Below are 22,853 nucleotides of genomic sequence, written 5' to 3'. Positions count from 1 at the left end.
GGGCACCGGGAGGCGCCCATGTCGCCGCGCGGCGGTACCGCCGGGCGTCCCGGGAACCCCGGAGGGCGGCGACGCGTCTGCACTTGTGATGAGCGAGAGCGAGCCGGTCGGGGTGCGGCTGGCGCGGGTGGCGGTGAAGCTGACCGCGCTGGCCTGTGCGCGCGAGGACGCCGGTGCGGCGGTCGTCCCCGAGTTGGGGCCCGCGCTGCACGAACGGCGGGTGGCGGCGTTCGAGGAGCGCAACGGGATACGCCTGCCCCGGGACTACCGTCTGTTCGTCACGACCCTCGGCAACGGCGGCGCCGGGCCCTACCAGGGGCTGGACGCGCTGGACCCGCACCTTCGCGACCACCGGCTCGCGGGCGTGTTCCCCTACGCCCCGGGCGACCTGCCCGGCGCGTGGACGCGGGAGGCGCCGTCCTGGAGCTACTGGGACGCCCATCGCGGGACGCTGCCGCTCGCCCGCCACCACCGCAAGGAATGGGCCTACCACGAGACCGCCGAACCGGTGTCGCTGCTCGTCCTGTCCGGGCCGGGGCGCGGGCGCGTGGTCATGGTGGACGCGTGCGAGGAGTACTTCCCGCCCGTCTTCCACCCCGCCCGCGACTTCCTGGCCTGGTACGAGGAGTGGCTGGACGAGCAGGACGAGGGCGGCCGGCTCGGCCGCGGATCGGACTTCGACCGCCCCGGCTGGGGCCCCGAGACCGTCCGCGACCACCCCGACCCCGAGGAGGCCGTCTGGGCGGCCCGCATGTACGCCGCGCGCGTCGGCCGCTGGGACTGGCCCGAGGCGCCGCCGCGGGCGTGCGAGGTGCTGGCCGAGGCCGCGTCCACGGCGCCCTCGCCGCGCGTGCGGGCCGCGGCGGCCTGGGCCCTGCACCACGTGCGACGCGAGGTCGGCGCGCTCGCGCTGCCGCTGCTGCGCGACCCCGACCCGCGCGTCAGGCGGGAGGCGGTGACGGCGGTGGCCGGTTCCAAGGAACTGGACGCGGCGGTCGTGGACGGGGCGTTCCGGCCGCTCCTCGCCGATCCCGACCCGTGGATCCGCGCCGCGATGGTCCGCGCGCTGGCAGGGAAGGGCGACGACGGCGCGCAGGACGGGACGGACGGCCGCGTCGACGACGTCCTGCGCGCGCTCCTCGCCGACCCCGACCCGGTGGCCCGCTCCGCCGGGCTGAGCAAGATCGCGACCCTGGACTACTGGGCGCCCGGCCGCAAGGGCCGGCTGGTGGACGCCGCCCGGCCGCTGCTGCGCGACCCCGATCCGGGCGTCCGCGCCGACGCCGTGGCCGTCCTCGACTCGGCCGGGGTGCCGTGGGGCAGGACGATGCTGGTGGCGGCCGCGCTCACCGATCCGGACGTCGAGGTGCGGCGGTCGGCCGCGTGGCGCCTGCTGAGGCTCGGCGGGCGGACGGCGCTGGCCCCGGCCGTCCCGGTGCTGCTCGCCGACGAGGACGTCCTGATCAGGTACGAGACCCTGCGCCGGCTGGGCTCCGGCAGCTACCGCGACAACCTCGTCCCGCCGCGCCTGTGGACGTTCGCGGCGCGCCCCCTGCTGGACGACCCCGACCCCGCCGTCCGCGTGGCGGCGCTCGACGCGCTCGTCCGCGCCGGGGAGCCGCCGCCGGAGGACACATGGGCGCCGCTGCTGACCCACCCCTCCCTCACGCTGCGCAACCACGCGCTCTGGCTCGCGGGCAGGATCCGGCCCGCGCCGGGCGGCGCGGTGCACGCGATCCTGCACCGCACGCTGCACAGCCCGTCCCAGGACCTGCGCTGGACGGCGGCGACGCGCCTGGGGGAGACCTGCTCGCAGGAGTGCCGGGAGGAGATCGGCGCCGCCCTCGCCGCCGAGGACGACCGTCTGGTCCGCCACTCCCTCACCAAGATCGCCGATCGCCTGGCCGGCGGCTGAGGCCCCCGCGCTCAGCCGCCGTCGCCGGGTCAGAACGCCGTGTTGGCCAGCCAGTGGTCCAGGACGGAGCGGTCGCCGGAGACCTCCGCCCCGGCCTCCTCGGGGGAACTGCGGCGGTAGACCACCAGGAGCAGCTCCCGGAGCGGGGCGGTGACCGTCACGGTCGCGCCGGCGTCCGCGTCCCGCCCGTCCCCCTCGCGCTCCCAGCGGGGCCCCTCGGGCGTGCGGGTGATCAGCCATCCCGGGGCCGCGCCCCCGGCGGGCCGGACGGCGAGCGTCTCGCCCCGGCCGCGCAGCACCGCCAGCCGCGGGTTGATCGCCTCGGCGCCCGGCGAGGCGATCAGGCCGAACCACTCGCTGAGCGCGTCCGCCGCGAGGTCGGGCGCGATCGTGAACGGGACGCCCGCGGCGATCGCCGCGTCCGCGTGGTGGACGGCCGTGTCGTGCAGCATGCGGCGCAGCCAGAAGGACGCGGGCAGCAGGCCGAGGAAGGTGGTGACGGCCGTGTCGGGCCCGGTCTTCTCGACCGCCCCCGCCAGCTCGTCGGCGCCGTCGCGCAGCCAGGCGGCCCAGTCCGCGGGAGGGCCCGGGTCCGCCTTCAGCGGGTCGGGGACCGGCGGGGCCTCGCGCTCCCGCACCAGCTCCGCCGCCCAGCGGTGCGCCTGGCCGACGTGCCCGACGAGGTTCCAGAGCCGCCACTCCGGGCAGGTCGGGACGGGCCCGGACGGGTCGCGGCCGTCGACCGCGTCGGCGAGCCCGCCGGTCTGCTCGTGCAGCCCCTCGGCGAGGCGCGTCGCGTCCAGTGTGCTCATATGCGTGGTCCTTTCTCTCGCTGCGCCCGTAACGTAAGACTTCCAGCCGGGTGGAGGTTCAAGTGAGTGTGACCGACAACACACCGGGAGCTACGTTCGGGATCGGCGACCTGGCGGCGCTGACCGGCGTTCCCGTCCGGACGATCCGCTTCTACTGCGACGAGGGCGTGCTGGAGCCGGCGCGCAGCGCGGGCGGGCACCGGCGGTTCGACCAGGCGGCGGCCGACCGGCTCCGCCTCGTCCGGCGGCTGCGCGGGCTCGGCCTCGGGCTGCCCGCGATCACGGCCGTCCTCACCGGGGAGCGCTCGATGGGCGAGGCCGTCGCCGCCGAGCGGGCCGCGCTGGACGTGGAGCTGGCCGCGCTCGCCTGGCGCCGGGCGAGCCTGCGCGCGGTCGAGGAGGCGGGCCCGGCGGAGCGGGCCGCCCGGCTGGACCTGCTCGCGGCCGTGCAGGACGGCGACGCCGCGCGGGACGTGCTCGCGGGGTTCTGGCGCGGCCTGATCCTGGTCCCGATGCCGTCCGAGCTCGCCTTCTCGTTCGTGGACATGAGCGTGCCGGACCCGCCCGCCGACCCGACCCCCGAGCAGGTGCTCGCCTACGCCGAGATGGTCGCGGTGGCGAGCGACCGGACGCTGGCGCGCCGTCTGGTGAACGAGGGATGGGCCAACGCGGGCCAGGTCACCGACGAGCCGGCGCTGCTGAGAGGGCTCGGCGAGGCCGTCGCGATGGCGCTGCCGCTCGTGGTGGCGGGGGAGGAGTCGGGCCCCTGCCCTCCGCTCGACCACTACGTGGAGGCGCACGCCGCCTGCCGGGGCGAGCGGGACACCCCGGCGTTCCGGCGGCGGCTGCTGTCCGCCGTCTCGGGGTCCGCGGATCCCCGGCTGCGCCGCTACTGGGACCTGTTCGGCGCGGTGACGGGTGAGCCCGTCACGGAGGGCACCGCGCACATCTGGCTGGTCGACGCGCTGGAGCGGGCGGCCGCCTGACCGGACCGGAATACGACCCGGGCCCGTCCGGTTCCCGTAGGATGGTTGAAAGTTCTACTAATGTGGAGGCGGGCATGCAGTTCGGGATCTTCTCGGTCGGCGACGTCACCCCCGACCCGACCGACGGCCGCACCCCGTCCGAGGCGGAGCGGATCAAGGCCATGGTCGCGATCGCCGAGCGTGCCGAGCAGGCCGGGCTGGACGTCTTCGCCACCGGCGAGCACCACAACCCGCCGTTCGTGCCGTCCTCCCCGACGACGATGCTGGGCTACATCGCCGCCCGCACCGAGCGGCTGATCCTGTCCACCGCCACCACGCTGATCACCACGAACGACCCGGTGAAGATCGCCGAGGACTTCGCGATGCTCCAGCACCTGGCGGACGGCCGGGTCGACCTGATGATGGGACGCGGCAACACCGGGCCCGTCTACCCGTGGTTCGGCAAGGACATCCGCGACGGCATCCCGCTCGCCATCGAGAACTACCACCTCCTGCACCGGCTCTGGCGCGAGGACGTGGTCGACTGGGAGGGCGAGCACCGGACGCCGCTGCAGTCCTTCACCTCGACCCCGCGCCCGCTGGACGGCGTGCCGCCGTTCGTCTGGCACGGCTCGATCCGCAGCCCCGAGATCGCCGAGCAGGCCGCCTACTACGGCGACGGGTTCTTCGCCAACAACATCTTCTGGCCCAAGGAGCACTACCAGCGCCTCATCGGCCTCTACCGCCGCCGCTACGAGCACTACGGGCACGGCGCCGGCGACCAGGCGATCGTCGGCCTCGGCGGGCAGGTGTTCATGCGCAGGAACTCGCAGGACGCCGTCCGGGAGTTCCGGCCCTACTTCGACAACGCCCCGGTCTACGGGCACGGGCCCTCGCTGGAGGAGTTCACCGCTCAGACGCCGCTGACCGTCGGCACCCCGGAGCAGGTGATCGAGAAGACCCTGGCGTTCCGCGACCACTTCGGGGACTACCAGCGGCAGCTGTTCCTGGTCGACCACGCGGGACTGCCGCTGAAGACCGTCCTGGAGCAGATCGACATGCTGGGGGAGGAGGTCGTCCCGGTGCTGCGCAAGGAGTTCGCCGCGCTGCGCCCGGCGCACGTCCCGGAGACGGCCCCGACCCACGCGTCCCAGATCGCCGCGCAAAGCCTTCCTAAGGCGTGACTTATATAAGCTAGGACTGTAGGTTGGTGCCGTGCACGCCTTCGATGTTCTGGGCGACCCGGTCCGGCGCCGGATCCTGGAGCTGCTCGCGGACGGCGAGCGGACCTCGGGCCAGGTGTCGGCGGTCATCCGCGAGGAGTTCGGGATCTCGCAGCCCGCCGTGTCGCAGCACCTCAAGGTGCTGCGGGACGCCGGGTTCGCGGTCGTCCGGGCCGAGGGGACGCGGCGCCTGTACGCCGTCGACACCGCGCCGCTGCGGGAGGTCGACGCCTGGCTCGACCGCTTCCGCCGGTACTGGGCCCCGCACCTGGACGCCCTGGCGACCGAGCTGGCCCGGGGGAAGCGCGCGCGCCGTCCGGATGAGGCAACCCCAGGGAGCGAGTCATGATCGAAGTGAACGGGCAGATCAACGCGGTGCGGCGCCAGGTCGGCGAGCGCGTACTGGAGGCCGGCACCGCCCGCACCGTCACCATCAGCCAGACCTACGACGCCGCCGTCGAGGACGTGTGGGACGCCTGCACGAACCCCGAGCGCATCCCGCGCTGGTTCCTGCCCGTCTCGGGCGACCTGCGCCCCGGGGGCCGCTATCAACTGGAGGGCAACGCGGGAGGGACGGTCGAGCGCTGCGACCCGCCCAAGGGCTTCTTCGCGACCTGGGAGTTCGCGGGCGCGGTCAGCTGGATCGAGGTGCGCCTCACCCCCGAGCCGGACGGCCGGACGCGGTTCGAGCTGGAGCACATCGCCCACGCCGACGACCACTGGGAGCAGTTCGGCCCCGGCGCCGTCGGCATCGGCTGGGACCTGGGCCTGGTCGGCCTGTCCCTCCACCTGTCGTCCGGTGCCGACAGCGCCGCGACCGGCGCCGACTGGATGGCGACCGACGAGGCCAAGGAGTTCATGACGCGCAGCGGCGAACGCTGGCGCGAGGCCCACGCCGCCTCCGGCGCGGACGAGTCCACCGCCCGCGCCTGCGCCGACCGCACCCTCGCCGCCTACACCGGCACGGCGGACTGATCAGCCGTCCTCCAGGTCGCCTTCGACCTTGAGGTACAGGCGCTTGAGGGCGTCGAGGGTCTCCTGTTCCGGGTGCTCCCACATGCCGCGGTCGGCGGCCTCCAGGAGCCGTTCGGTGATGCCGTGCAGCGCCCACGGGTTGGACCGGTTGAAGAACTCCTGGTTCTCCGCGTCCAGCGCGTAGGTCTGGGCGAGCTTCTCGTACATCCAGTCGGCGACGACCCCGGCGGTGGCGTCGTACCCGAACAGGTAGTCGACCGTCGCGGCCAGCTCGAACGCGCCCTTGTAGCCGTGCCGCCGCATCGCGGCGAGCCAGCGCGGGTTGACGACGCGGGCGCGGAAGACGCGCGAGGTCTCCTCGTCCAGCGTGCGGGTGCGCACCGCGTCGGGGCGGGTGCTGTCGCCGATGTAGGCCCGGGGGGCCTTGCCGGTGAGCGCCCGAACGGTCGCGATCATGCCGCCGTGGTACTGGAAGTAGTCGTCGGAGTCGGCGATGTCGTGCTCGCGCGTGTCGGTGTTCTTGGCCGCGACGCTGATCCGCCGGTAGGCGCTCTCCATGTCGCCGCGCGCCGGGACGCCGTCCAGGCCGCGCCCGTAGGCGTAGCCGCCCCACACCGCGTACACCTCGGCGAGGTCGGAGTCGTCGCGCCAGTTGCGGCTGTCGATGAGCGGGAGGATCCCGGCGCCGTACGCCCCCGGACGCGAGCCGAACACCCGCAGCGTCGCCCGCCGCTCGTCCCCGTGCGCCGCCCGGTCGGCCTGGACATGGGCGCGCACGTAGTTGTCCTCGTCGGGCTCGTCCTGGCCCGCCGCGATCTGGACGGCGTCGTCCAGCATCGCCACGGCGTGCGGGAACGCGTCGCGGAAGAACCCGCTGATCCGGATCGTCACGTCGATGCGCGGCCGGCCCAGCTCCTCCAGCGTGACCGGTTCCAGCCCGGTGACGCGCCGGGACGCCTCGTCCCACACCGGGCGCACGCCGAGCAGCGCCAGGACCTCGGCGATGTCGTCGCCGGACGTCCGCATCGCGCTGGTGCCCCACACCGACAGGCCCACCGACCGCGGCCACTCGCCGGTGTCCTCCCGGTAGCGGGCGAGCAGCGAGTCGGCCATGGCGCGGCCCGTGTCGTAGGCCAGCCGGCTCGGGACGGCCTTCGGGTCGACGGAGTAGAAGTTGCGGCCGGTCGGCAGCACGTTGATCAGGCCGCGCAGCGGCGACCCGCTCGGCCCCGCCGGGACGTACCCGCCGTCCAGCGCGTGCAGGACCATGCCGATCTCGTCGGTCGTCCGCTCCAGCCGCGGGACGATCTCCGTCGCGGCGAACCGGAGGATCTCCGCGACCGTCCCCTCGGCGATCTCCCCGGCGGCGGCCGGGTCCCAGCCGCGCTCCTCCATGGCCGCGACCAGCGCGCGCGCCCGCTCCTCGAACGCGTCGACGTCCTGGCGGACGGTGCTCTGCTCGTCCAGCCCCAGGGCCTCGCGCAGGCCGGGCAGCGTCGCCGACCCGCCCCACAGCTGGCGGGCCCGGAGCATGGCCAGCACCAGGTCGACCCGGGTGGCGCCCTCCGGCGCGACGCCGAGCACGTGCAGGCCGTCCCGGATCTGGACGTCCTTGACCTCGCAGAGCCAGCCGTCCACGTGCAGGATGAAGTCGTCGAACTCGGCGTCGTGCGGCCGGTCCTCCAGGCCGAGGTCGTGGTCGAGCCGCGCGGCCTGGATCAGCGTCCAGATCTGCGCGCGGATCGCCGGGAGCTTGGCCGGGTCGAGCGCCGCGATGTTGGCGTGCTCGTCCAGCAGCTGTTCCAGGCGCGCGATGTCGCCGTAGCTCTCGGCGCGCGCCATCGGCGGGATCAGGTGGTCGACCAGCGTCGCGTGGGCGCGCCGCTTGGCCTGGGTCCCCTCGCCGGGGTCGTTCACCAGGAACGGGTAGATCAGCGGCAGGTCGCCGATCGCCGCGTCGGGCCCGCACGAGGCGGACATCCCGGCGGACTTGCCGGGCAGCCACTCCAGGTTCCCGTGCTTGCCGACGTGCACCACCGCGTCCGCGCCGAAGTCGTCCGCGATCCACCGGTACGCGGCGAGGTAGTGGTGGCTGGGCGGCAGGTCCGGGTCGTGGTAGATCGCCACCGGGTTCTCCCCGAACCCGCGCGGCGGCTGGACGATCACCACGACGTTCCCGGACCGCAGCGCCGCGAGCACGATCTCGCCGTCGGGGTCGCGCGAGTCGTCCACGAACAGCTCGCCGGGCGGCGGGCCCCAGTGCCGCTCCACGTTCTCGCGCAGCTCGGCGGGAAGGGTCGCGTACCAGCTCCGGTACCGCGCCGCCGGGATGCGCACGGGGTTGCCCGTGAGCTGCGCCTCGGTCAGCCAGTCGGGATCCTGCCCGCCCGCAGCGATCAGCGCGTGCATCAGCGCGTCGCCCTCGCCGGGCAGCTCGCCGCCGACGTCGTACCCGCGCTCGCGCATGGCGGCGAGCAGCCCGATCACGCTGGCGGGCGTGTCGAGCCCGACCGCGTTGCCGATCCGCGCGTGCTTGGTCGGATACGCCGACAGCATCAGCGCGACCCGCTTGTCCTCGGCCCGGACGTGCCGCAGCGCGCCGTGCCGGACCGCGATCCCCGCGACCCGGGCGGCCCGCTCCTCGTCGGCGACGTAGACGCTCAGGCCGTCCTCGTCGGTCTCCTTGAACGAGAACGGCACGGTGATGAGCCGTCCGTCGAACTCGGGCACGGCCACCTGCGTGGCGGTGTCCAGCGGCGACAGCCCGTCGTCGTTGCGCTCCCACGCCGCCCGCTCGCTGGTGAGGCACAGCCCTTGCAGGATCGGCACGTCCAGCCGGGCCAGCGCGCCCACGTCCCACGCCTCGTCGTCCCCGCCCGCCCCGGCGAGCGCGGGCTTGGTCCCGCCCGCCGCGAGGACCGTCACGACGAGCGCGTCGGCCCGTCCCAGCGTCTCGACCAGGGCGTCGTCGGCCGTCCGGAGCGAGGCGCAGAAGATCGGCAGGGGCCGCCCGCCCTTGGCCTCGATGGCGGCGCACAGCGTCTCGACGAACGCGGTGTTGCCGGCCAGATGATGGGCCCGGTAGTAGAGCACCCCGACGACCGGGCCGGTGCCGCCCGCTGCGTCCCGCTCAAGGACGCCCCACGTGGGGGTCGGCGCCGGAGGGGAGAAGCCGTGCCCGGTGAGGAGCACGGTGTCGGACAGGAACTTGAACAGCTCGGCCAGGTTCCCGGGGCCGCCGTGCGCCAGGTAGGCGTGGGCCTCGGCGCTGACCCCGGCGGGCACGGTCGACAGCCCCATCAGCTCGGCGTCGGGAGCCTGCTCCCCGCTGAGCACGACGACCGGACGGGGCCCGGCGAGCAAGGCGTCCAGCCCCTCCTCCCAGGCCCGGCGTCCGCCCAGGAGCCGCACGACCACGAGGTCGGTGCCCTCGACGAGCCCGGGAAGGTCGTCGACGGAGACGCGAGCGGGGTTGGCCAGCCGGAAATCAGCGCCGCAGGCGCGCGCACTGAGCAGATCGGTGTCCGAAGTGGACAGCAGCAAGATCACGCGGATCGAGTCCTCACCCGGGGTCCTCGCCCCGAATCGCAGGGTGGTGCAGGGCGGCGGCAGGGAGTCTCCTGGCTCCCGGATCACCGCTCGCCCCGGCCTTCCCGCTCGCGCAGTGGCCTCGCTGGGGTCCGCTCCCCGGTGACAGTGGCGGGACCGCGCCGGACTCGCACCGGCTTCCTCCGCTTGTCGCCGTCCACACCCTAACCTGTCCGGACCCGGCCCCGGCCACGGCGTCCATCCGTCATGATCTTCACATGGCGAATGGGGTCTCCCCGGGCGGACCGGGATGGTGGACGAGGCGGTGGGCGGCGCCGATCACGCTGGCCGCAGCGGTGACGGCCGCCGTCGCCGGGGTCGGGCTGACCGTCGACCGGGACGCGGCCGACAAGGACAAGGAACGGCAGAGCGCGCTCCCCGGACCGCGTTTCCGGATCACCTCGGGCTGGGACGGGGCGACCCCGGCGCAAGACGCGGGAACCCCGTGGCTTCAGATCCACGCGATGGCGAAGGGCGGAACGGAACCGGTCGACTCGGTCCGGCCGCCGTCGCCCTCCGCCGGACCCGTCACCGGAATCGTGGACGGTCCCGGGAGGACGTTCGTGGTCTCCAGCGTCCGGGCCGAGCCGTGCGAGACCCGGCTCTTCCGTTTCCGGGTGACCGCGGACGGCCACGCGGCCGGGATCGCGCCGGTGGCCGGAGGCGTCGTCCCGTCCCTCGTGGCGGGCCTGGCGCTCAGCCCGGACGGCCGCTCGATCGCCTACGCGACGGCGCCGTGCACCGCCGGTCTGCGGGCGGGGGACACGCGGCGCGCGACGCTGACCGTGCTGGACGCCGCAGGACGCAGCCGCACCTGGTCCACGGCCCGGCCCTCGGTCGTCGGCGAGATCGTCTGGGCCCGGGACGGCCGCACGCTTGGCTACACGACCGCCGAAGTCAGGGGAAAGCTACGCTCCGGCCGCGCCATCGGCGAAGCGGAGGTGCACGCCCTCGACACCCGGGCGCCGGGCACCGACCTGCTCGGCGGCCGCGTCCTGTTCCGCTCACCGCCCGGCGCCGGGAGACTCTTCAGGGCCGTCATGAACACGGACGGCCGGACCGGCTACGGCGAGTTGCGCAAGGAACGGCCGCCGGCCACCGTCAGGTTCACCTTCGCCGAAGGCCAGGCCATGCGGATCACCCACACGGAACCCGAAGAGCCCACGGCCGTCGAGCCCACGACCATCAAGCCGCTGACCGTCACGCTCCACTCGGGCGGCCCGGTCGACGGAGTCCCCTTGCGCGCCTGCCTGAACGGCATCGACGCCTTCGGCCGCGTCACCGAGGGGATCTTCATGAGCAATCCGCTGGGCACCTTCGAATGCAGGACCGCCTGGACCGGCTGACCCCCGCCTGCTCTAGGGTCGGACGCATGGGTGAGCAGGTGGCGGTGGGGCTGGTCGGGGCCGGGCCTTGGGCCGGGATGGTGCATGCGCCCGCGCTGGCGGCGGGGCCCGAGACGCGGCTGGCGGGGGTGTGGGCGCGGCGGCCGGAGGCGTCCGCGGAGCTGGCCGGCAGGCATGGCGCGCCGTCGTTCGCGCGGCTTGAGGAGCTGTTCGACGCCTGCGAGGCCGTCGCGTTCTGCGTGCCGCCGGACGTACAGGCGGACCTCGCGGCGCGCGCCGCCCGCGCGGGCAAGGCGGTGCTGCTGGAGAAGCCCCTGGCCCTGGACCTGGACGGGGCGCGGCGGCTGGCCGGCGCGATCGGGGAGGCGGGCGTGGCCTCGCAGATGGTCTTCACGCTCCGGTACGCGCGCGCCGCGCGGGACTTCCTGGAGCGGGCGCGGGGGCTGGAGGCGTTCGGGGGGTACGGCTCGTTCGTCTCGTCGGCGCTGAGCGGCGGGCCGTTCGCGACCCCGTGGCGGCTGGAGCACGGGGCCCTGCTGGACCTCGGGCCCCACGTCGTCGACCTGCTGGACGCGGCGCTCGGACGGGTCGTCGGCGTGCGGGCGCACGGCGATCCGCTGGGGTGGGTCGGGCTCACGCTCGACCACGACGGCGGCGCGGTCAGCCAGGCGTCCCTCTCCATGGCGGGAGGCGGGGAGCTGCCGCCCACGCGGATCGAGGTGTACGGGCGGCGGGGGTACGCGCTGCTGGACCGCTCGGAGCTGGGCGACGACGCGTTCGCGACGATGATCGCGGAGTTCGCCGCCACGGCCCGGAGCGGGGGCGGCCACCCGCTGGACGCCGCGCACGGGCTGCGGGTCCAGGAGGTCCTCGCCACGGCCGGCGCGCAGCTGGCGGGCGCGCGGACGGCACGGATAGACAACTATTCAGATTGACTTAGTATGGAATAGGATGCGATCCTGAGCGCATGCCTCGCTCCATCGACGACATCCTCGCCGGCGCGCGCGCCAGGCTGGACCGCCTGGACCCCGTCCGGGCCCACGCCGAGACGCTCGACGGCGCGCTCCTGGTCGACATCCGCCCCGCCGCGCAGCGGGCCGCCGAGGGGGAGGTGCCCGGCGCGCTCATCGTGGAACGCAACGTCCTGGAATGGCGCTTCGACCCGGCCTCCGGCGCGCGCCTGCCTGAGGCGACCGGGTACGACCTGCGCGTCATCGTGCTGTGCTCGGAGGGTTACACCTCCAGCCTCGCCGCCGCGTCGCTGCACGACCTCGGCCTGACCCGCGCCACCGACGTGGTGGGCGGCTTCCGCGCCTGGCGCGCCGCGGGCCTGCCCGCCACGGGCGGGATCCCGGTGGGGAGCGCCCGGTGAGCGGCGGGATCGTCGTGCTGGTCGGCAACCCCCGGACGCAGTCGCGGACGCACACAGCGGCGCTCCAGGCGGCCCAGGCGATCGCCGAGCGTCTGGGGCTCGGCGCTCCAGCCGAGGTCGTCGACCTGTCGGTGCTGGCGCCGGAGCTGCCGGGCGTCGTCCCGTCGCCCGCGGTGCAGCGGGCGCTCGAACTCGTCGCCGGGGCGGACGTCCTGGTGGTGGCGAGCCCCACCTACAAGGGCACCTACACGGGCCTGCTGAAGCTGTTCCTCGACCGCCTTCCCGGCGGCGCGCTCGCGTCCGCGGTGGCGCTCCCGCTGCTGGTGATGGGCGACCCCAAGCACGCGCTGGCCGTGGAGGTGCACCTGCGGCCGCTGCTGGTGGAGCTGGGCGCGACCGTCCCGACGCCGGGCGTCGCGCTGCTGGAGTCGCAGCTCCCCACCGCCGAGGAGGTCCTCGGTCCCTGGGCCGACCGGGTCGTTCCGCAGGTCGCGGCGACGCTGGCTGGAGGTGTCGCCGCCGCCCGCTGACCCGGCCGAACACGGGCCCGCGCCGTCCTCGGACGGCGCGGGCCCGCGACATGCCGGCGGGGTCCGCGGCTGGTCAGCGGTGGGGGAGGAAGCGCCCGAACAGGCCCCGGTGGTAGAGCAGGGGCCGGTCGCCGTCGATGAGGTCGGCGCCGGTCACCAGGCCGACGACGAGGATGTGGTCGCCGATGTCGACGGTGGAGTGCGCGACGCAGGTCAGGTGCGCCCCGGCGCCGTCCAGCAGGGGCGTCCCGTGCTCGTCGGAGCGCCAGGACGTGGGCGGGGCGAAGCGGTCGACGCCGCGCCGGGCGAAGCGCGCCGCGAGGTCGGCCTGGTCGCCGGCCAGGATGTTGACGGCGAACCTGCCGGCGGCGCGGAGCGCGGGCCAGGTCGTCGAGGAACGGTCCACATAGAAGGAGACCAGGGGCGGGGCGAGGCTGACGGAGGAGAACGAGGTCGCGGTCAGCCCGGCCGGCGCGCCGCCCGAGCGCGCCGTGATGACGACGACGCCGGCGGCGTGCAGGGCGAGGGCTTCGCGGAACGCGGCGGGGTCCAGCGCCTGCCTCGGCAGGATCTCGGTCATGGGCGTGCTCCGGTTTCGGGTGGGCCGGTGGATCTGGGCACGGTGGACGCACGGTGGATCTGGACGCGTGCGGCGAGCCGCCGGCATGGCGGGCCGCCATGGGGAACGCCGCCGCGCGCCGGCGGAGGCTCGGAGATCGACCGCGGGCCGGGACGGGTCAGCGGGGCCGGGACCGACAGTGGCTCGCCGTGACACGCCGCAGGTCGATGTGGCGGCGCCGGGTGAGCGGGGGCTGGACTCGCACATGCCGATGCAAACACGGCGTCCGGCAATAAGTCAACATTGCCTACCTGTTTGATGGGGAACCCGGGCGGGAGCGATCCAGGTCACTGTTGACTCGCCAACCCGCTATCCCTACTTTGAAGGTAGGTAATGTGCGTCGACCGGAAGCCCCGGTCAGGTCGTCTCCGCGCCGCGCGCCGGCCGCACCCGCGAGCTGCCGGCGGCCGCCGTCCCGAGGCCGCCCGCCGGTCCCGTCCCGTCCAGAACCCGCACACCTTTCGCTGGAGGCGATGTCATGACCACGCCGAGCACGACCCCTGCCCACGCGAGCCCCGCCCCCGCTGGCCCGTCCCAGGCCGGCCCGGCCTACGCGAGCCCGGCCGACGTGGACACCTACGGCCCCTATGGCCCCGGCCGCGTGGACGTCTCGAACGGCTGGAAGCGGCCCCGCTACCCCTTCCAGGGCCGCGTCACCGCCGACGGCTCCAGCGGCTTCAAGGCTGAGCCCGGCCGCTACCACCTCTACGTCGCGTGGGTGTGCCCCTGGGCGCAGCGCACCGCCATCGCCCGGACCCTCACCGGGCTGGACGGCGTCGTCTCCCTCTCCTACGTCGACGACGACCGCGACGCGCGCGGCTGGGCGTTCCGCGAGCGGCGCGGGCCCGACCCGGTGAACGGCTTCACGTTCCTCCAGCAGGCGTACGAGGCCACCGAGCCCGGCTACCCGGGCCACCTGTCCGTGCCCGTCCTGTGGGACCGCGGGACCGGACGGATCGTGAGCAACAACTTCCCCGACATCACGATCGACCTCGGCACCGCCTTCGAGGAGTGGGCCGACCCGGCGGTGCGGCTCTACCCGCCGGCGCTCCGGGCCGAGATCGACGACCTCAACGCCTACATCTACGACAACGTCAACGACGGCACCTACCGGGTCGCCGGGACCACGACGCAGGACGCCTACGAGGCGGCCAGGGAGCGGGTCGTCGCCGCGCTGGAACGGCTGGACGAGCGGCTCGCCGGCCGGCGGTTCCTGCACGGCCCGTCCATCACCGAGTCGGACGTGCGGCTCTGGCCGACGCTCGCGCGCTTCGACCTGTTCTACAACCCGCTCAGCAGGATCAGCGAGCGCCGCCTGACCGACTTCCCGCACCTGTGGGCCTACGCGCGCGACCTCTACCAGCGGCCCGCGTTCCGCGAGACGACCGACTTCGGCACGTTCCGGTTCGACGGCAAGCCGCCGTTCCTGGGCGACGGCCCCGCCCGCATCGACGTCGAGCCGTACCAGGCCGACTGGGAGGTCCCGCACGGCCGCGAGCGGCTCGCGCCATGACCGTCAAGCAGATCCATCTCGCGGCCCACTTCCCGGGCGTCAACAACACCACCGTCTGGTCCGACCCCCGCTCGGGCAGCCAGATCGACTTCGGCTCGTTCGTCCATCTCGCGCAGACCGCCGAGCGCGGCAAGTTCGACTTCTTCTTCCTTGCCGAGGGCCTGCGGCTGCGCGAGATGAAGGGCCGCATCCACGACCTGGACGTGGCGGGACGGCCGGAGTCGCTGACCGTCCTGTCCGCGCTCGCGGCGGTCACCACGCACCTCGGCCTGGCCGCGACCGTCAACTCCACCTTCAACGAGCCCTACGACGTGGCCAAGCGGCTCGCCAGCCTCGACCACCTCAGCGGAGGCCGCGCCGCCTGGAACGTGGTGACCAGCTACGACGCGTTCACCGGCGAGAACTTCCGGCGCGGCGGGTTCCTGGCCGAGTCCGACCGCTACACCCGCGCCGCCGAGTTCCTGCAGACCGCCCGCGAGCTGTGGGACTCCTGGGCGGACGGCGACCTGGCCGCCGACCGGGCGGCGGGCGAGTTCGTCCGTCCCGGCGCGGGCGCGTTCGCCCACCGGGGACGGCACTTCGACATCGCGGGCCGCTTCGCCACGCCGCGCGGCCCCCAGGGCCACCCGGTGGTCATCCAGGCGGGCGACTCGTCCGAGGGCCGCGAGTTCGCCGCCGCGTCCGCCGACGTGATCTTCAGCAGGCACGGGACGCTGGAGGACGGCCGCGCCTTCTACAAGGACGTCAAGAGCCGCCTCGCCAAGTACGGGCGGGAACCGGACGAGCTGAAGATCCTGCCCGCGGTCACCTACGTCCTCGGCGACACCGGGCAGGACGCCGCCGAACGCGCCGCCGGGATCCGCCGCGCGCAGGTCACCCCGCAGAACGCCATCGCCTACCTGGAGGGCTACTGGGGGCGGGACCTGTCGGCCTACGACCCCGACGGCCCGCTCCCCGACATCGAGCCCGACCTCGGCGAGGGCGTGTCCAGGGGCCGCGCGCAGTTCCGCGGCGACCGCGGCGAGACCGTCCGCAGGTGGCGGGCGCTGGCGGCGGAGCGCGGGCTGAGCATCCGCGAGCTGGTGATCGAGGCGACCGGCCGCCAGACGTTCGTCGGCACTCCGCGGTCGGTCGCCGACCGGATCGACGAGTTCGTGCAGACCGACGCCGCCGACGGGTTCGTCTTCGTCCCGCACCTGACGCCCGGAGGCCTGGACGACCTGGTCGACAAGGTGGTGCCGCTGCTCCAGGAGAAGGGCGTGTTCCGCGCCGAGTACACCGGGCCGACGCTGCGCGACCACCTGGGCCTCGGCCCGCCGCGCGCCTCCCTCGACCTGGGCGCGCCGCCCGCCCGCCGCACCGCCGAGGAGGCCGCCTCGTGAGCCTGCTGCACCTGGCCGTCGCGCTGGACGGCGCCGGCTGGCATCCCGCCGCCTGGCGCGACCCGGCCGCCCGCCCCGCCGACCTGTTCGGCGCCGCCTACTGGACGGGCCTGGCCGCCGAGGCCGAGCGCGGGCTGCTGGACTTCCTCACCATCGAGGACGCCCCCGGCCCGCAGTCGTCCGGGGCGGAGGGGCCCGACGACCGCACCGACCAGGTCAGGGGCAGGCTCGACGCCGTCCTGGTCGCCGCGCGGCTCGCGCCCGGCACCACCCGCATCGGGCTCGTCCCGACCGCCGGGACCACCCACAACGAGCCGTTCCACGTCGCCATCGGCATCGCCTCCCTCGACCACGTGAGCCGGGGCCGGGCGGGCTGGCGGCCCCAGATCGCCGGCCGCGCGTCCGACGCCGCCCACTTCGGCCGCCGCTCCTTCCCCGCCTTCGGCTCGCTCCTGCCGCCCGAGGGGCGGGAGTTCCGCGCCGAACTGCTCGGCGAGGCGGCCGACGCGGTCGAGGTCGTCCGCCGCCTGTGGGACAGCTGGGAGGACGACGCCGAGATCAGGGACGCCGCCACCGGACGGTTCCTGGACCGCGCCAAGCTCCACTACATCGACTTCGAGGGGCCGCACTTCAGCGTCCGCGGCCCGTCGATCACCCCGCGCCCGCCGCAGGGCCAGCCGCTCGTCACCGCCCTCGCCCACGACGCCCCCTCGCGGGAGTTCGCGGCGCGCGGGGCCGACGTCGTGTACGTCACGCCCTGCTCCCGCCCGGACGCCGCGGCCCTCGTCGCCCAGGTCCGCGAGGCGGAGCGGGCGGTCGGCCGGACCGGCGAGCCCCTCAGGATCCTCGCCGACCTGCTCGTCCTCCTCGACGGCGAGCCCGGCGCGGCGGCGGCCCGCAAGAGCGTCCTGGACGATCTGGACGGCGCCGCGCTCGCCTCCGACGCCGAGATCTTCACCGGCACCCCGGGCGAGCTGGCCGACCTGCTCCTGGACTGGCGGGAGGCGGGCGTCGAGGGCTGCCGGCTCCGTCCCGGCGTCCTGCCGTCCGACCTCGCGGGGATCACGCGGGGGCTCGTGCCCGAGCTCCAGCGGCGCGGCGCGTTCCGCACCGGCTACGGCGCCGCCACGCTGCGCGGGCACCTCGGCCTGCCCCGTCCCGCCAACCGCTACGCGGCGGCGCCGTGACCAGCCCGGCCCGGCAGACCCGGCGCCGTGTCACCGTCCGCGCTGCGCGCTGGGACGACCCGGCGGGCGCCGCGCTCCGCGCGGCCATGCAGACCGAGATGGAGATCCGCTACGCCGACCGGATCGAGGCCCTCGCCGCCGCCGCCGCCGACCTGCACGCCACGCTCGACGTGGACGAGGGGCAGGTCGCCTACGTCGGCCTCGCCTACGCGGGCGGAGAGCCGGTCGGGCACGCCGCCCTCCGCCGCCTGGGCGGCGACCTGGAGCTGAAGCGCATGTACGTCGCGGCCGCCCACCGGGGCACGGGCGTGTCCACCGCCCTGCTGGCCGCCACCGAGGACGCCGCCCGCGCCCTCGGCGCACGCCGCGTCATCCTGCAGACCGGCGACCGCCAGCCCGACGCCGTCCGGCTGTACGAGCGGGAGGGATACGCCCGCATCCCCGTCTTCCCGCCGTACGAGTGGCTGACCTTCTCGATCTGCATGGAGAAGGTCCTGTGAAGTTCCTGGCCATCACGCTCATCATCCACGCGCCCGACCCGCGCACCGGAGCGCTGAAACCGGTCTGCGAACGGCTCCGCGAGGCCGTCGGCAACGCCGTCCTCGCCGAGGAGCTCGGCTTCGACGGGTTCGGGGTGGGGGAGCGGCACGAGCGCCCGTTCCTGTCGTCGTCCCCGCCGGTCGTGCTCAGCCACATCGCGGCCCGCACGTCCGCGATCCGCCTGTTCACGGCGGTCACCACGCTCAGCCTCCTGGACCCCGTCCGCGCCTACGAGGACTACGCCACGCTCGACCACCTGTCCGGCGGACGCCTCGAACTGATGATCGGCAAGGGGAACGGCGCCGCGCAGGCCGAGCTGTTCCACGTCACCGCCGACGACCAGTGGGACCGCAACCGCGAGGGGTACGAGCTGTTCCGGCGGCTCTGGCGCGAGGACACCGTCACCTGGTGGGGCCGCTACCGCCCGCCCCTCAGCCGCGCCGAGGTGCTGCCGCGCCCCCTCCAGCGGCCCGTCCGCATCTGGCACGGCAGCGCCACCAGCAAGGAGTCGGTGGAGCTCGCCGCCCGCTTCGGCGACCCGCTGTTCTCCGCCAACGTCACCAACCCCGTCGAGCCCTACGCCGAACTGGTCGCCCACTACCGCGAACGCTGGGCCCACCACGGCCACGACCCCGCGGACGCCCTCGTCGGCGCCGGGACGGCCGGGCTCTACGTGGCCAGGAACTCCCAGGACGCCGTCGAGACCTACCGTCCGGTGTTCGACGCGCGCCAGGAGCTGTTCCGCGCCAACGGCGTGACGCCGGTCTTCCACTCCGTCGAGGACGCGATCGAGCGCGGCTCCGCGCTGGTCGGGAGCCCGCAGCAGGTCATCGACAAGGTCCACCGCTACCACGACCGGCTGGGGCACGAGGTCATGCACGTCCAGGCCGACGCGGACGGGCTGCCCGAGGCCCTGCACCGCGACTCCCTGGAGCTGTTCCAGAGCGACGTCGCCCCCGCCCTGCGCAAGGAGATCCCGAGCCGTCCGTTCCCCACCGGGAGTCGCCCATGATCCCCCTGTCCGTCCTCGACCTGGCACCGATCCCGGCGGGCGGGACGGCGCCGTCCGCCCTGCGCGCGACCCTCGACCTGGCCCGGCGCGCGGAGGAGCTCGGCTACCGCCGCTACTGGCTCGCCGAGCACCACCTCGCGCCCGGCGTCGCGAGTTCGGCGCCGCAGATCCTCATCGCGGCCGTGGCGGCGGCCACGTCCCGCATCCGCGTCGGGTCCGGCGCCGTCCAGACCGGGCACTGGACGCCCTTGGCGATCGTCGAGCAGTTCGGCACCCTCGACGCGCTCTACCCCGGCCGCGTCGACCTCGGACTCGGCCGGTCCGGGCAGCGCCGCGCCGAGGCCGCGCGCCGGGCCGAGGCCGCCCGGCGCTCCGACGCGCCCCCGCCGCCGCCCGCCCGCGCGGCCGAGGTCGTGGACGGGCTGCTCATCCCCGCGCCGTTCGACGTCGCGCGGCTCGCCACGTCCCCAGCCTTCGGGCTGCACGGCGCGCTGCTCCAGCAGCCGGGCGCCGAGTCCCCCGACTTCGCCGACGTGGTCGACGACATTGCCGCGCTGCTGGACGGCTCGTACCGCACCCCCGAGGGCCACGAGGCCCACCCGACGCCCGGCGAGCACGCCGACGTCGAGCTGTGGATCCTGGGCAGCAGCGGCGGGCAGAGCGCCCAGGTCGCGGGCGAGCGCGGCCTGCCGTTCGCGGCGAACTACCACGTCAGCCCGTCCAACGTCCTGGAGGCGGTGGAGGCGTACCGGGCGGCGTTCAAACCGTCCGCGACCCTGGACGAGCCGTACGTCGTCGTCTCGGCCGACGTCGTGGTCGCGCCCACCGACGATGAGGCGTGCGTGCTCGCCTCGCCCTACCCGCTGTGGGTGCACAGCATCCGCTCCCGCCTCGCCGCCATCCCGTTCCCGACGCCCGAGGACGCGGCCGCCCGCCACTGGCCGCCGGAGGACTGGGACCTCGTCGCCGACCGCGTCGACACCCAGTTCGCCGGGTCGCCGTCCACGGTCGTCAGCGGCCTGGAGACCCTCCAGCGCGTCACGGGCGCCGACGAGCTGCTGATCACCACGATCACCCACGACCACGCCGACCGCGTCCGTTCCTACGCCCTGCTCGCCGAAGCGTGGGGGCGCGGCTGAGCCCGGGGCGCCGGCCCGTTCACTCCCAGGGCAGCTCCACCGGCTCGCGCGGACGGTCGCCGTCCACCAGTCGGGCGGCCAGTTCCGCGAGCCCCACGGGAAAGACCAGGTCAGCGCTGCCGTCCAGGTCGGCGATCCGCCACCACCGGTGATCGAGCAACTCGCCGCGCTCCCTCTCCTCCTGCCCGGAGAAGTCGAGGCCGAGGGACGCCGTCCGGGCGAAGAAGTACCAGTTGACCGTCGCGAAGACCGTGTCGCCGGTCCACCACCGGCCCGCGTCGAACGCCACGGCCCCGCCCAGATCGTCCGTCCCCAGCGAGAGCCCGATCTCCTCCCGCAGCTCCCGCACGAGGGCCTGCGCCGGCGTCTCGCCGGGGTCGATGCCGCCGCCCGGCGTCAGCCACCCCTCCCTCGCCCACGGCCGGGGGAGCAGGTGCCGGAAGAGCAGGACCCGGTCGCCCGGGCCCGCGAGGACGACCCGGGCCGTATCGCGCCGAACCGGCGTGTTCATGGTCCGCAGCATAGATCGGGGGAGAGACGGCCGGACCCCGGGGCCGGTGCAAGGGGGTGGTCTTCCTCCTCGGCGCCCGGCCGTCCCCCCGTCCCTCGCGGCACCGATCCGCCGATGGAAGCGGCCGGGGGCGTACGGCCCGTCTCCCGAGGGCGGCCCGCGAGGGAACCTGAGCGTAACGCCGCAGGTCAGCACACGGAAATGACTCGGTGCTTACAGTTGTTTCCCACCGGTGTCCAGATCCCGCCGTCGCAAATTCACCCCTGGGGGCCCGCCCGGCGCGCCGGTACCCGTGGGGGACAATGGGACGCGTGAGAGCGGTGATCGTCTCCGACACCCACGCGCCCCGGCGCTGGAAGTCGTGCCCGCCCAAGGTGGCCGAGCACCTGCGGCGCGCGGACGCCGTCCTGCACGCCGGGGACGTGTGCGTCGCCCCGGTGCTGGACGAACTGGCCGAGTACGCGCCCGTCCACGCCGTCCTGGGCAACAACGACGGGCCCGACGTGGCCGAGTGGGGCGCACCCGAGCGCCTGGAACTCGACCTCGGCGGCCTCGCCGTCGCCATGGTCCACGACAGCGGCCAGGCACGCGGGCGGACCGCGCGGATGCGGCGCTGGTTCCCCGCCGCCGACCTCGTCGTCTTCGGCCACTCGCACATCCCCATGGACGAGACCGGCGACGGCGTCCGGATCTTCAACCCCGGATCGCCCACCGACCGGCGCCGCCAGCCCCACGGCACCATCGGGCTCCTCGACATCCACGACGGCCGCCTCACCGCCGCGCAGATCGTCCCCGTCACCTGAGGCTATGCTCCGCACTCGGATCCGCGGCGTCCGCACACGCCCGGACGACCGTTCGGCTACCCCCGGGAGGCAAGGCGCGCATGGCCGGAGAAGGACCCCACAAGCACCCCGTCGACGAGGTGCTCCCCGTCCCCAGGCTGGCCCTGTACGGCTTCCAGCACGTCCTCGCCTTCTACGCGGGCGCGGTGGTGGTGCCGATCCTCGTGGCGGGCGCGATCGGGCTGTCCCCGGAGCAGCTCGTCTACCTCATCAACGCCGACCTGTTCACATGCGGGATCGCCACCGTCGTCCAGTCGCTCGGCTTCTGGCGGATCGGGATCCGGCTGCCGATCGTGCAGGGCGTCACGTTCACCGCGGTCGCCCCCATGATCGCCATCGGGCAGGGCGCCGAGAGCCCCACCGCCGGCCTGCTGGCCATCTACGGCGCCACGATCACCGCGGGCCTGGCCACCCTCGTCGCCGCGCCGTTCCTCGGACGGCTGCTGCGCTTCTTCCCGCCGCTCGTCACCGGCACCGTCCTGACCATCATGGGTCTGATCCTGCTGCCGAACGCGCTCACCGACGCCGCGGGCGGCGCCGCCGCCAAGGACCCCGGCAGCTGGAGGCACCTGGCGTACGCGGGCGGCACCCTGCTGTTCATCATCATGCTCTACCGGCTGCGCCGCCCGTTCCTCAGCAGCATCGCCGTCCTGCTCGGCCTCGTCGGCGGGACGGCGGTCTCCTACGCCCTCGGCGACACCGGCTTCGACCAGGTGGGCAGGTCCGACTGGCTCGGCGCCACCACCCCGTTCCACTACGGCACCCCGACCTTCCACATCGGCGCCGTCATCGCGATGCTGCTGGTCATGATGGTCACCGTCGTGGAGACCGTCGGCGACTCCAAGGCCACCGGCGAGATCGTCGGCCGGGACGTCACCGGCGACGACATCACCCGCGCCCTCCGCGCGGACGGCCTGTCCACCTTCCTCGGCGGCTCCCTGAACGCCTTCCCCTACACCTGCTTCGCGCAGAACGTGGGCCTGGTGCGCCTCACCGGCGTCCGCAGCCGCTTCGTGGTCGTCGCCGCCGGCGCCATCATGATCGTGCTCGGCCTCTTCCCTAAGGCCGCCGCCTACGTCGCGTCCATCCCGCCGGACGTCCTGGGCGGCGCGGCCGTCGCGATGTTCGGCATGGTCGCCGTCGTCGGCATGCAGACCCTCGCCAAGGTGGACCTGCGCCAGGAGCGCAACGCCCTGGTCGTCGCGATCAGCGTCGCCCTGGCGATGCTCCCGGCCACCGTCCCCGAGTTCGGCGAGAACATGCCCCGCGACGTCGCCGCGATCCTCAACAGCGGCATCACCCTCGGCAGCATCAGCGCGATCGTCCTCAACCTGCTCTTCAACGTCCTCACCCGGACCCCGCCCACCGAGGACGACGCCCCC

The 22,853-nt window shown here is 74.6% G+C and carries 22 protein-coding genes and 1 riboswitch; of the genes, 17 read left to right on the top strand and 5 right to left on the bottom strand.

Annotated elements, in window-relative coordinates; all coding sequences use genetic code 11:
- The first annotated feature begins 88 nt into the window (after positions 1–88).
- Positions 89–1,915 (top strand): HEAT repeat domain-containing protein, encoded by a 1,827-nt coding sequence (locus E1298_RS17270; RefSeq protein ID WP_131894400.1) that lies wholly within the window; start codon positions 89–91, stop codon positions 1,913–1,915.
- 29 nt (positions 1,916–1,944) lie between these two features.
- On the opposite strand, the gene E1298_RS17265 is transcribed toward E1298_RS17270, so the two are convergent.
- Positions 1,945–2,727, bottom strand: coding sequence for a maleylpyruvate isomerase family mycothiol-dependent enzyme (locus tag E1298_RS17265; RefSeq protein ID WP_131894398.1), 783 nt, complete (start codon positions 2,725–2,727; stop codon positions 1,945–1,947).
- Between the two features lie 62 nt (positions 2,728–2,789).
- Between E1298_RS17265 and E1298_RS17260 the strand changes: the two genes are divergently transcribed.
- The 4 genes from E1298_RS17260 (at position 2,790) to E1298_RS17245 (ending at position 5,890) form a co-directional block, all read left to right on the top strand.
- Positions 2,790–3,713, top strand: coding sequence for a MerR family transcriptional regulator (locus E1298_RS17260; RefSeq protein WP_207944681.1), 924 nt, complete (start codon positions 2,790–2,792; stop codon positions 3,711–3,713).
- A gap of 74 nt (positions 3,714–3,787) precedes the next feature.
- Positions 3,788–4,876, top strand: a complete 1,089-nt coding sequence (locus tag E1298_RS17255; RefSeq protein ID WP_131894396.1) for an LLM class flavin-dependent oxidoreductase — start codon at positions 3,788–3,790, stop codon at positions 4,874–4,876.
- A 31-nt stretch (positions 4,877–4,907) separates the two neighbouring features.
- Positions 4,908–5,264, top strand: a complete 357-nt coding sequence (locus tag E1298_RS17250; protein ID WP_131894394.1) for an ArsR/SmtB family transcription factor — start codon at positions 4,908–4,910, stop codon at positions 5,262–5,264.
- Positions 5,261–5,890, top strand: a complete 630-nt coding sequence (locus tag E1298_RS17245; protein ID WP_131894392.1) for an SRPBCC family protein — start codon at positions 5,261–5,263, stop codon at positions 5,888–5,890. Before E1298_RS17250 ends, E1298_RS17245 begins: the two co-directional genes overlap by 4 nt.
- Here the strand turns inward: E1298_RS17245 and E1298_RS17240 are convergent, their stop codons facing one another.
- The gene (locus E1298_RS17240; RefSeq protein ID WP_131894390.1) at positions 5,891–9,439 is read right to left on the bottom strand and encodes a cobaltochelatase subunit CobN; all 3,549 of its coding nucleotides are present in this window, start codon (positions 9,437–9,439) and stop codon (positions 5,891–5,893) included.
- Between the two features lie 65 nt (positions 9,440–9,504).
- A riboswitch (cobalamin riboswitch) is annotated at positions 9,505–9,621 on the bottom strand.
- A 75-nt stretch (positions 9,622–9,696) separates the two neighbouring features.
- Here E1298_RS17240 and E1298_RS17235 point away from each other — a divergent pair.
- The 4 genes from E1298_RS17235 to E1298_RS17220 are packed head-to-tail and all read left to right on the top strand — an operon-like array spanning position 9,697 to position 12,726.
- Positions 9,697–10,824, top strand: coding sequence for a hypothetical protein (locus E1298_RS17235; RefSeq protein ID WP_131894388.1), 1,128 nt, complete (start codon positions 9,697–9,699; stop codon positions 10,822–10,824).
- A 26-nt stretch (positions 10,825–10,850) separates the two neighbouring features.
- Positions 10,851–11,759 (top strand): Gfo/Idh/MocA family protein, encoded by a 909-nt coding sequence (locus tag E1298_RS17230; protein WP_131894386.1) that lies wholly within the window; start codon positions 10,851–10,853, stop codon positions 11,757–11,759.
- A gap of 32 nt (positions 11,760–11,791) precedes the next feature.
- Positions 11,792–12,196, top strand: coding sequence for a rhodanese-like domain-containing protein (locus E1298_RS17225; RefSeq protein ID WP_131894384.1), 405 nt, complete (start codon positions 11,792–11,794; stop codon positions 12,194–12,196).
- Entirely contained in the window at positions 12,193–12,726 is a 534-nt protein-coding gene (locus E1298_RS17220; RefSeq protein WP_207944680.1) for an NADPH-dependent FMN reductase, read from the top strand. Before E1298_RS17225 ends, E1298_RS17220 begins: the two co-directional genes overlap by 4 nt.
- 73 nt (positions 12,727–12,799) lie before the next feature.
- On the opposite strand, the gene E1298_RS17215 is transcribed toward E1298_RS17220, so the two are convergent.
- Both E1298_RS17215 and E1298_RS51805 read right to left on the bottom strand, forming a co-directional pair.
- Entirely contained in the window at positions 12,800–13,306 is a 507-nt protein-coding gene (locus tag E1298_RS17215) for a flavin reductase family protein (protein ID WP_131894383.1), read from the bottom strand.
- A 157-nt stretch (positions 13,307–13,463) separates the two neighbouring features.
- Positions 13,464–13,589, bottom strand: coding sequence for a putative leader peptide (locus E1298_RS51805; RefSeq protein WP_424923094.1), 126 nt, complete (start codon positions 13,587–13,589; stop codon positions 13,464–13,466).
- A gap of 234 nt (positions 13,590–13,823) precedes the next feature.
- Here E1298_RS51805 and E1298_RS17210 point away from each other — a divergent pair, with 234 nt between their 5' ends.
- The 6 genes from E1298_RS17210 to E1298_RS17185 are packed head-to-tail and all read left to right on the top strand — an operon-like array spanning position 13,824 to position 20,118.
- A complete protein-coding gene (locus E1298_RS17210; RefSeq protein ID WP_131894381.1) occupies positions 13,824–14,858 on the top strand; it encodes a glutathione S-transferase C-terminal domain-containing protein in 1,035 nt (344 codons plus the stop codon).
- Positions 14,855–16,240: an NtaA/DmoA family FMN-dependent monooxygenase gene (locus E1298_RS17205; RefSeq protein ID WP_131894379.1), complete on the top strand. Its 1,386-nt coding sequence runs from the start codon at positions 14,855–14,857 to the stop codon at positions 16,238–16,240. Before E1298_RS17210 ends, E1298_RS17205 begins: the two co-directional genes overlap by 4 nt.
- Positions 16,237–17,427: an LLM class flavin-dependent oxidoreductase gene (locus tag E1298_RS17200; protein ID WP_131894377.1), complete on the top strand. Its 1,191-nt coding sequence runs from the start codon at positions 16,237–16,239 to the stop codon at positions 17,425–17,427. The genes E1298_RS17205 and E1298_RS17200 overlap by 4 nt, the downstream gene beginning before the upstream one ends.
- Positions 17,424–17,927 (top strand): GNAT family N-acetyltransferase, encoded by a 504-nt coding sequence (locus E1298_RS17195; RefSeq protein ID WP_243725630.1) that lies wholly within the window; start codon positions 17,424–17,426, stop codon positions 17,925–17,927. The genes E1298_RS17200 and E1298_RS17195 overlap by 4 nt, the downstream gene beginning before the upstream one ends.
- Positions 17,924–18,979, top strand: coding sequence for an LLM class flavin-dependent oxidoreductase (locus tag E1298_RS17190; protein WP_131894375.1), 1,056 nt, complete (start codon positions 17,924–17,926; stop codon positions 18,977–18,979). Before E1298_RS17195 ends, E1298_RS17190 begins: the two co-directional genes overlap by 4 nt.
- Positions 18,976–20,118 (top strand): MsnO8 family LLM class oxidoreductase, encoded by a 1,143-nt coding sequence (locus E1298_RS17185; protein ID WP_131894373.1) that lies wholly within the window; start codon positions 18,976–18,978, stop codon positions 20,116–20,118. The genes E1298_RS17190 and E1298_RS17185 overlap by 4 nt, the downstream gene beginning before the upstream one ends.
- Before the next feature lie 19 nt (positions 20,119–20,137).
- Here the strand turns inward: E1298_RS17185 and E1298_RS17180 are convergent, their stop codons facing one another.
- Entirely contained in the window at positions 20,138–20,629 is a 492-nt protein-coding gene (locus tag E1298_RS17180) for an NUDIX hydrolase (protein ID WP_165975500.1), read from the bottom strand.
- Between the two features lie 302 nt (positions 20,630–20,931).
- Between E1298_RS17180 and E1298_RS17175 the strand changes: the two genes are divergently transcribed.
- Positions 20,932–21,432 (top strand): metallophosphoesterase family protein, encoded by a 501-nt coding sequence (locus E1298_RS17175; protein WP_243725629.1) that lies wholly within the window; start codon positions 20,932–20,934, stop codon positions 21,430–21,432.
- Between the two features lie 80 nt (positions 21,433–21,512).
- On the top strand, positions 21,513–22,853 hold a 1,341-nt coding region (locus E1298_RS17170), incomplete at its 3' end, for a nucleobase:cation symporter-2 family protein (RefSeq protein WP_131894367.1).

Origin of the sequence: Actinomadura rubrisoli, assembly GCF_004349215.1 — a bacterium.
Lineage (GTDB): Bacteria > Actinomycetota > Actinomycetes > Streptosporangiales > Streptosporangiaceae > Spirillospora > Spirillospora rubrisoli.
This window is presented reverse-complemented; position numbering and strand designations above follow the sequence as displayed.

Excerpts from the sequence above, each read along its gene's own strand:
- E1298_RS17175 (WP_243725629.1), top strand. The coding sequence starts at position 20,932 with ATGGGACGCGTGAGAGCGGTGATCGTCTCCGACACCCACGCGCCCCGG.
- E1298_RS17180 (WP_165975500.1), bottom strand. The coding sequence starts at position 20,629 with ATGAACACGCCGGTTCGGCGCGATACGGCCCGGGTCGTCCTCGCGGGC.
- E1298_RS17270 (WP_131894400.1), top strand. The coding sequence starts at position 89 with ATGAGCGAGAGCGAGCCGGTCGGGGTGCGGCTGGCGCGGGTGGCGGTG.
- E1298_RS17255 (WP_131894396.1), top strand. The coding sequence starts at position 3,788 with ATGCAGTTCGGGATCTTCTCGGTCGGCGACGTCACCCCCGACCCGACC.
- E1298_RS17210 (WP_131894381.1), top strand. The coding sequence starts at position 13,824 with ATGACCACGCCGAGCACGACCCCTGCCCACGCGAGCCCCGCCCCCGCT.
- E1298_RS17205 (WP_131894379.1), top strand. The coding sequence starts at position 14,855 with ATGACCGTCAAGCAGATCCATCTCGCGGCCCACTTCCCGGGCGTCAAC.
- E1298_RS17245 (WP_131894392.1), top strand. The coding sequence starts at position 5,261 with ATGATCGAAGTGAACGGGCAGATCAACGCGGTGCGGCGCCAGGTCGGC.
- E1298_RS17230 (WP_131894386.1), top strand. The coding sequence starts at position 10,851 with ATGGGTGAGCAGGTGGCGGTGGGGCTGGTCGGGGCCGGGCCTTGGGCC.
- E1298_RS17185 (WP_131894373.1), top strand. The coding sequence starts at position 18,976 with ATGATCCCCCTGTCCGTCCTCGACCTGGCACCGATCCCGGCGGGCGGG.
- E1298_RS17225 (WP_131894384.1), top strand. The coding sequence starts at position 11,792 with ATGCCTCGCTCCATCGACGACATCCTCGCCGGCGCGCGCGCCAGGCTG.
- E1298_RS17265 (WP_131894398.1), bottom strand. The coding sequence starts at position 2,727 with ATGAGCACACTGGACGCGACGCGCCTCGCCGAGGGGCTGCACGAGCAG.
- E1298_RS17235 (WP_131894388.1), top strand. The coding sequence starts at position 9,697 with ATGGCGAATGGGGTCTCCCCGGGCGGACCGGGATGGTGGACGAGGCGG.
- E1298_RS51805 (WP_424923094.1), bottom strand. The coding sequence starts at position 13,589 with ATGTTGACTTATTGCCGGACGCCGTGTTTGCATCGGCATGTGCGAGTC.
- E1298_RS17215 (WP_131894383.1), bottom strand. The coding sequence starts at position 13,306 with ATGACCGAGATCCTGCCGAGGCAGGCGCTGGACCCCGCCGCGTTCCGC.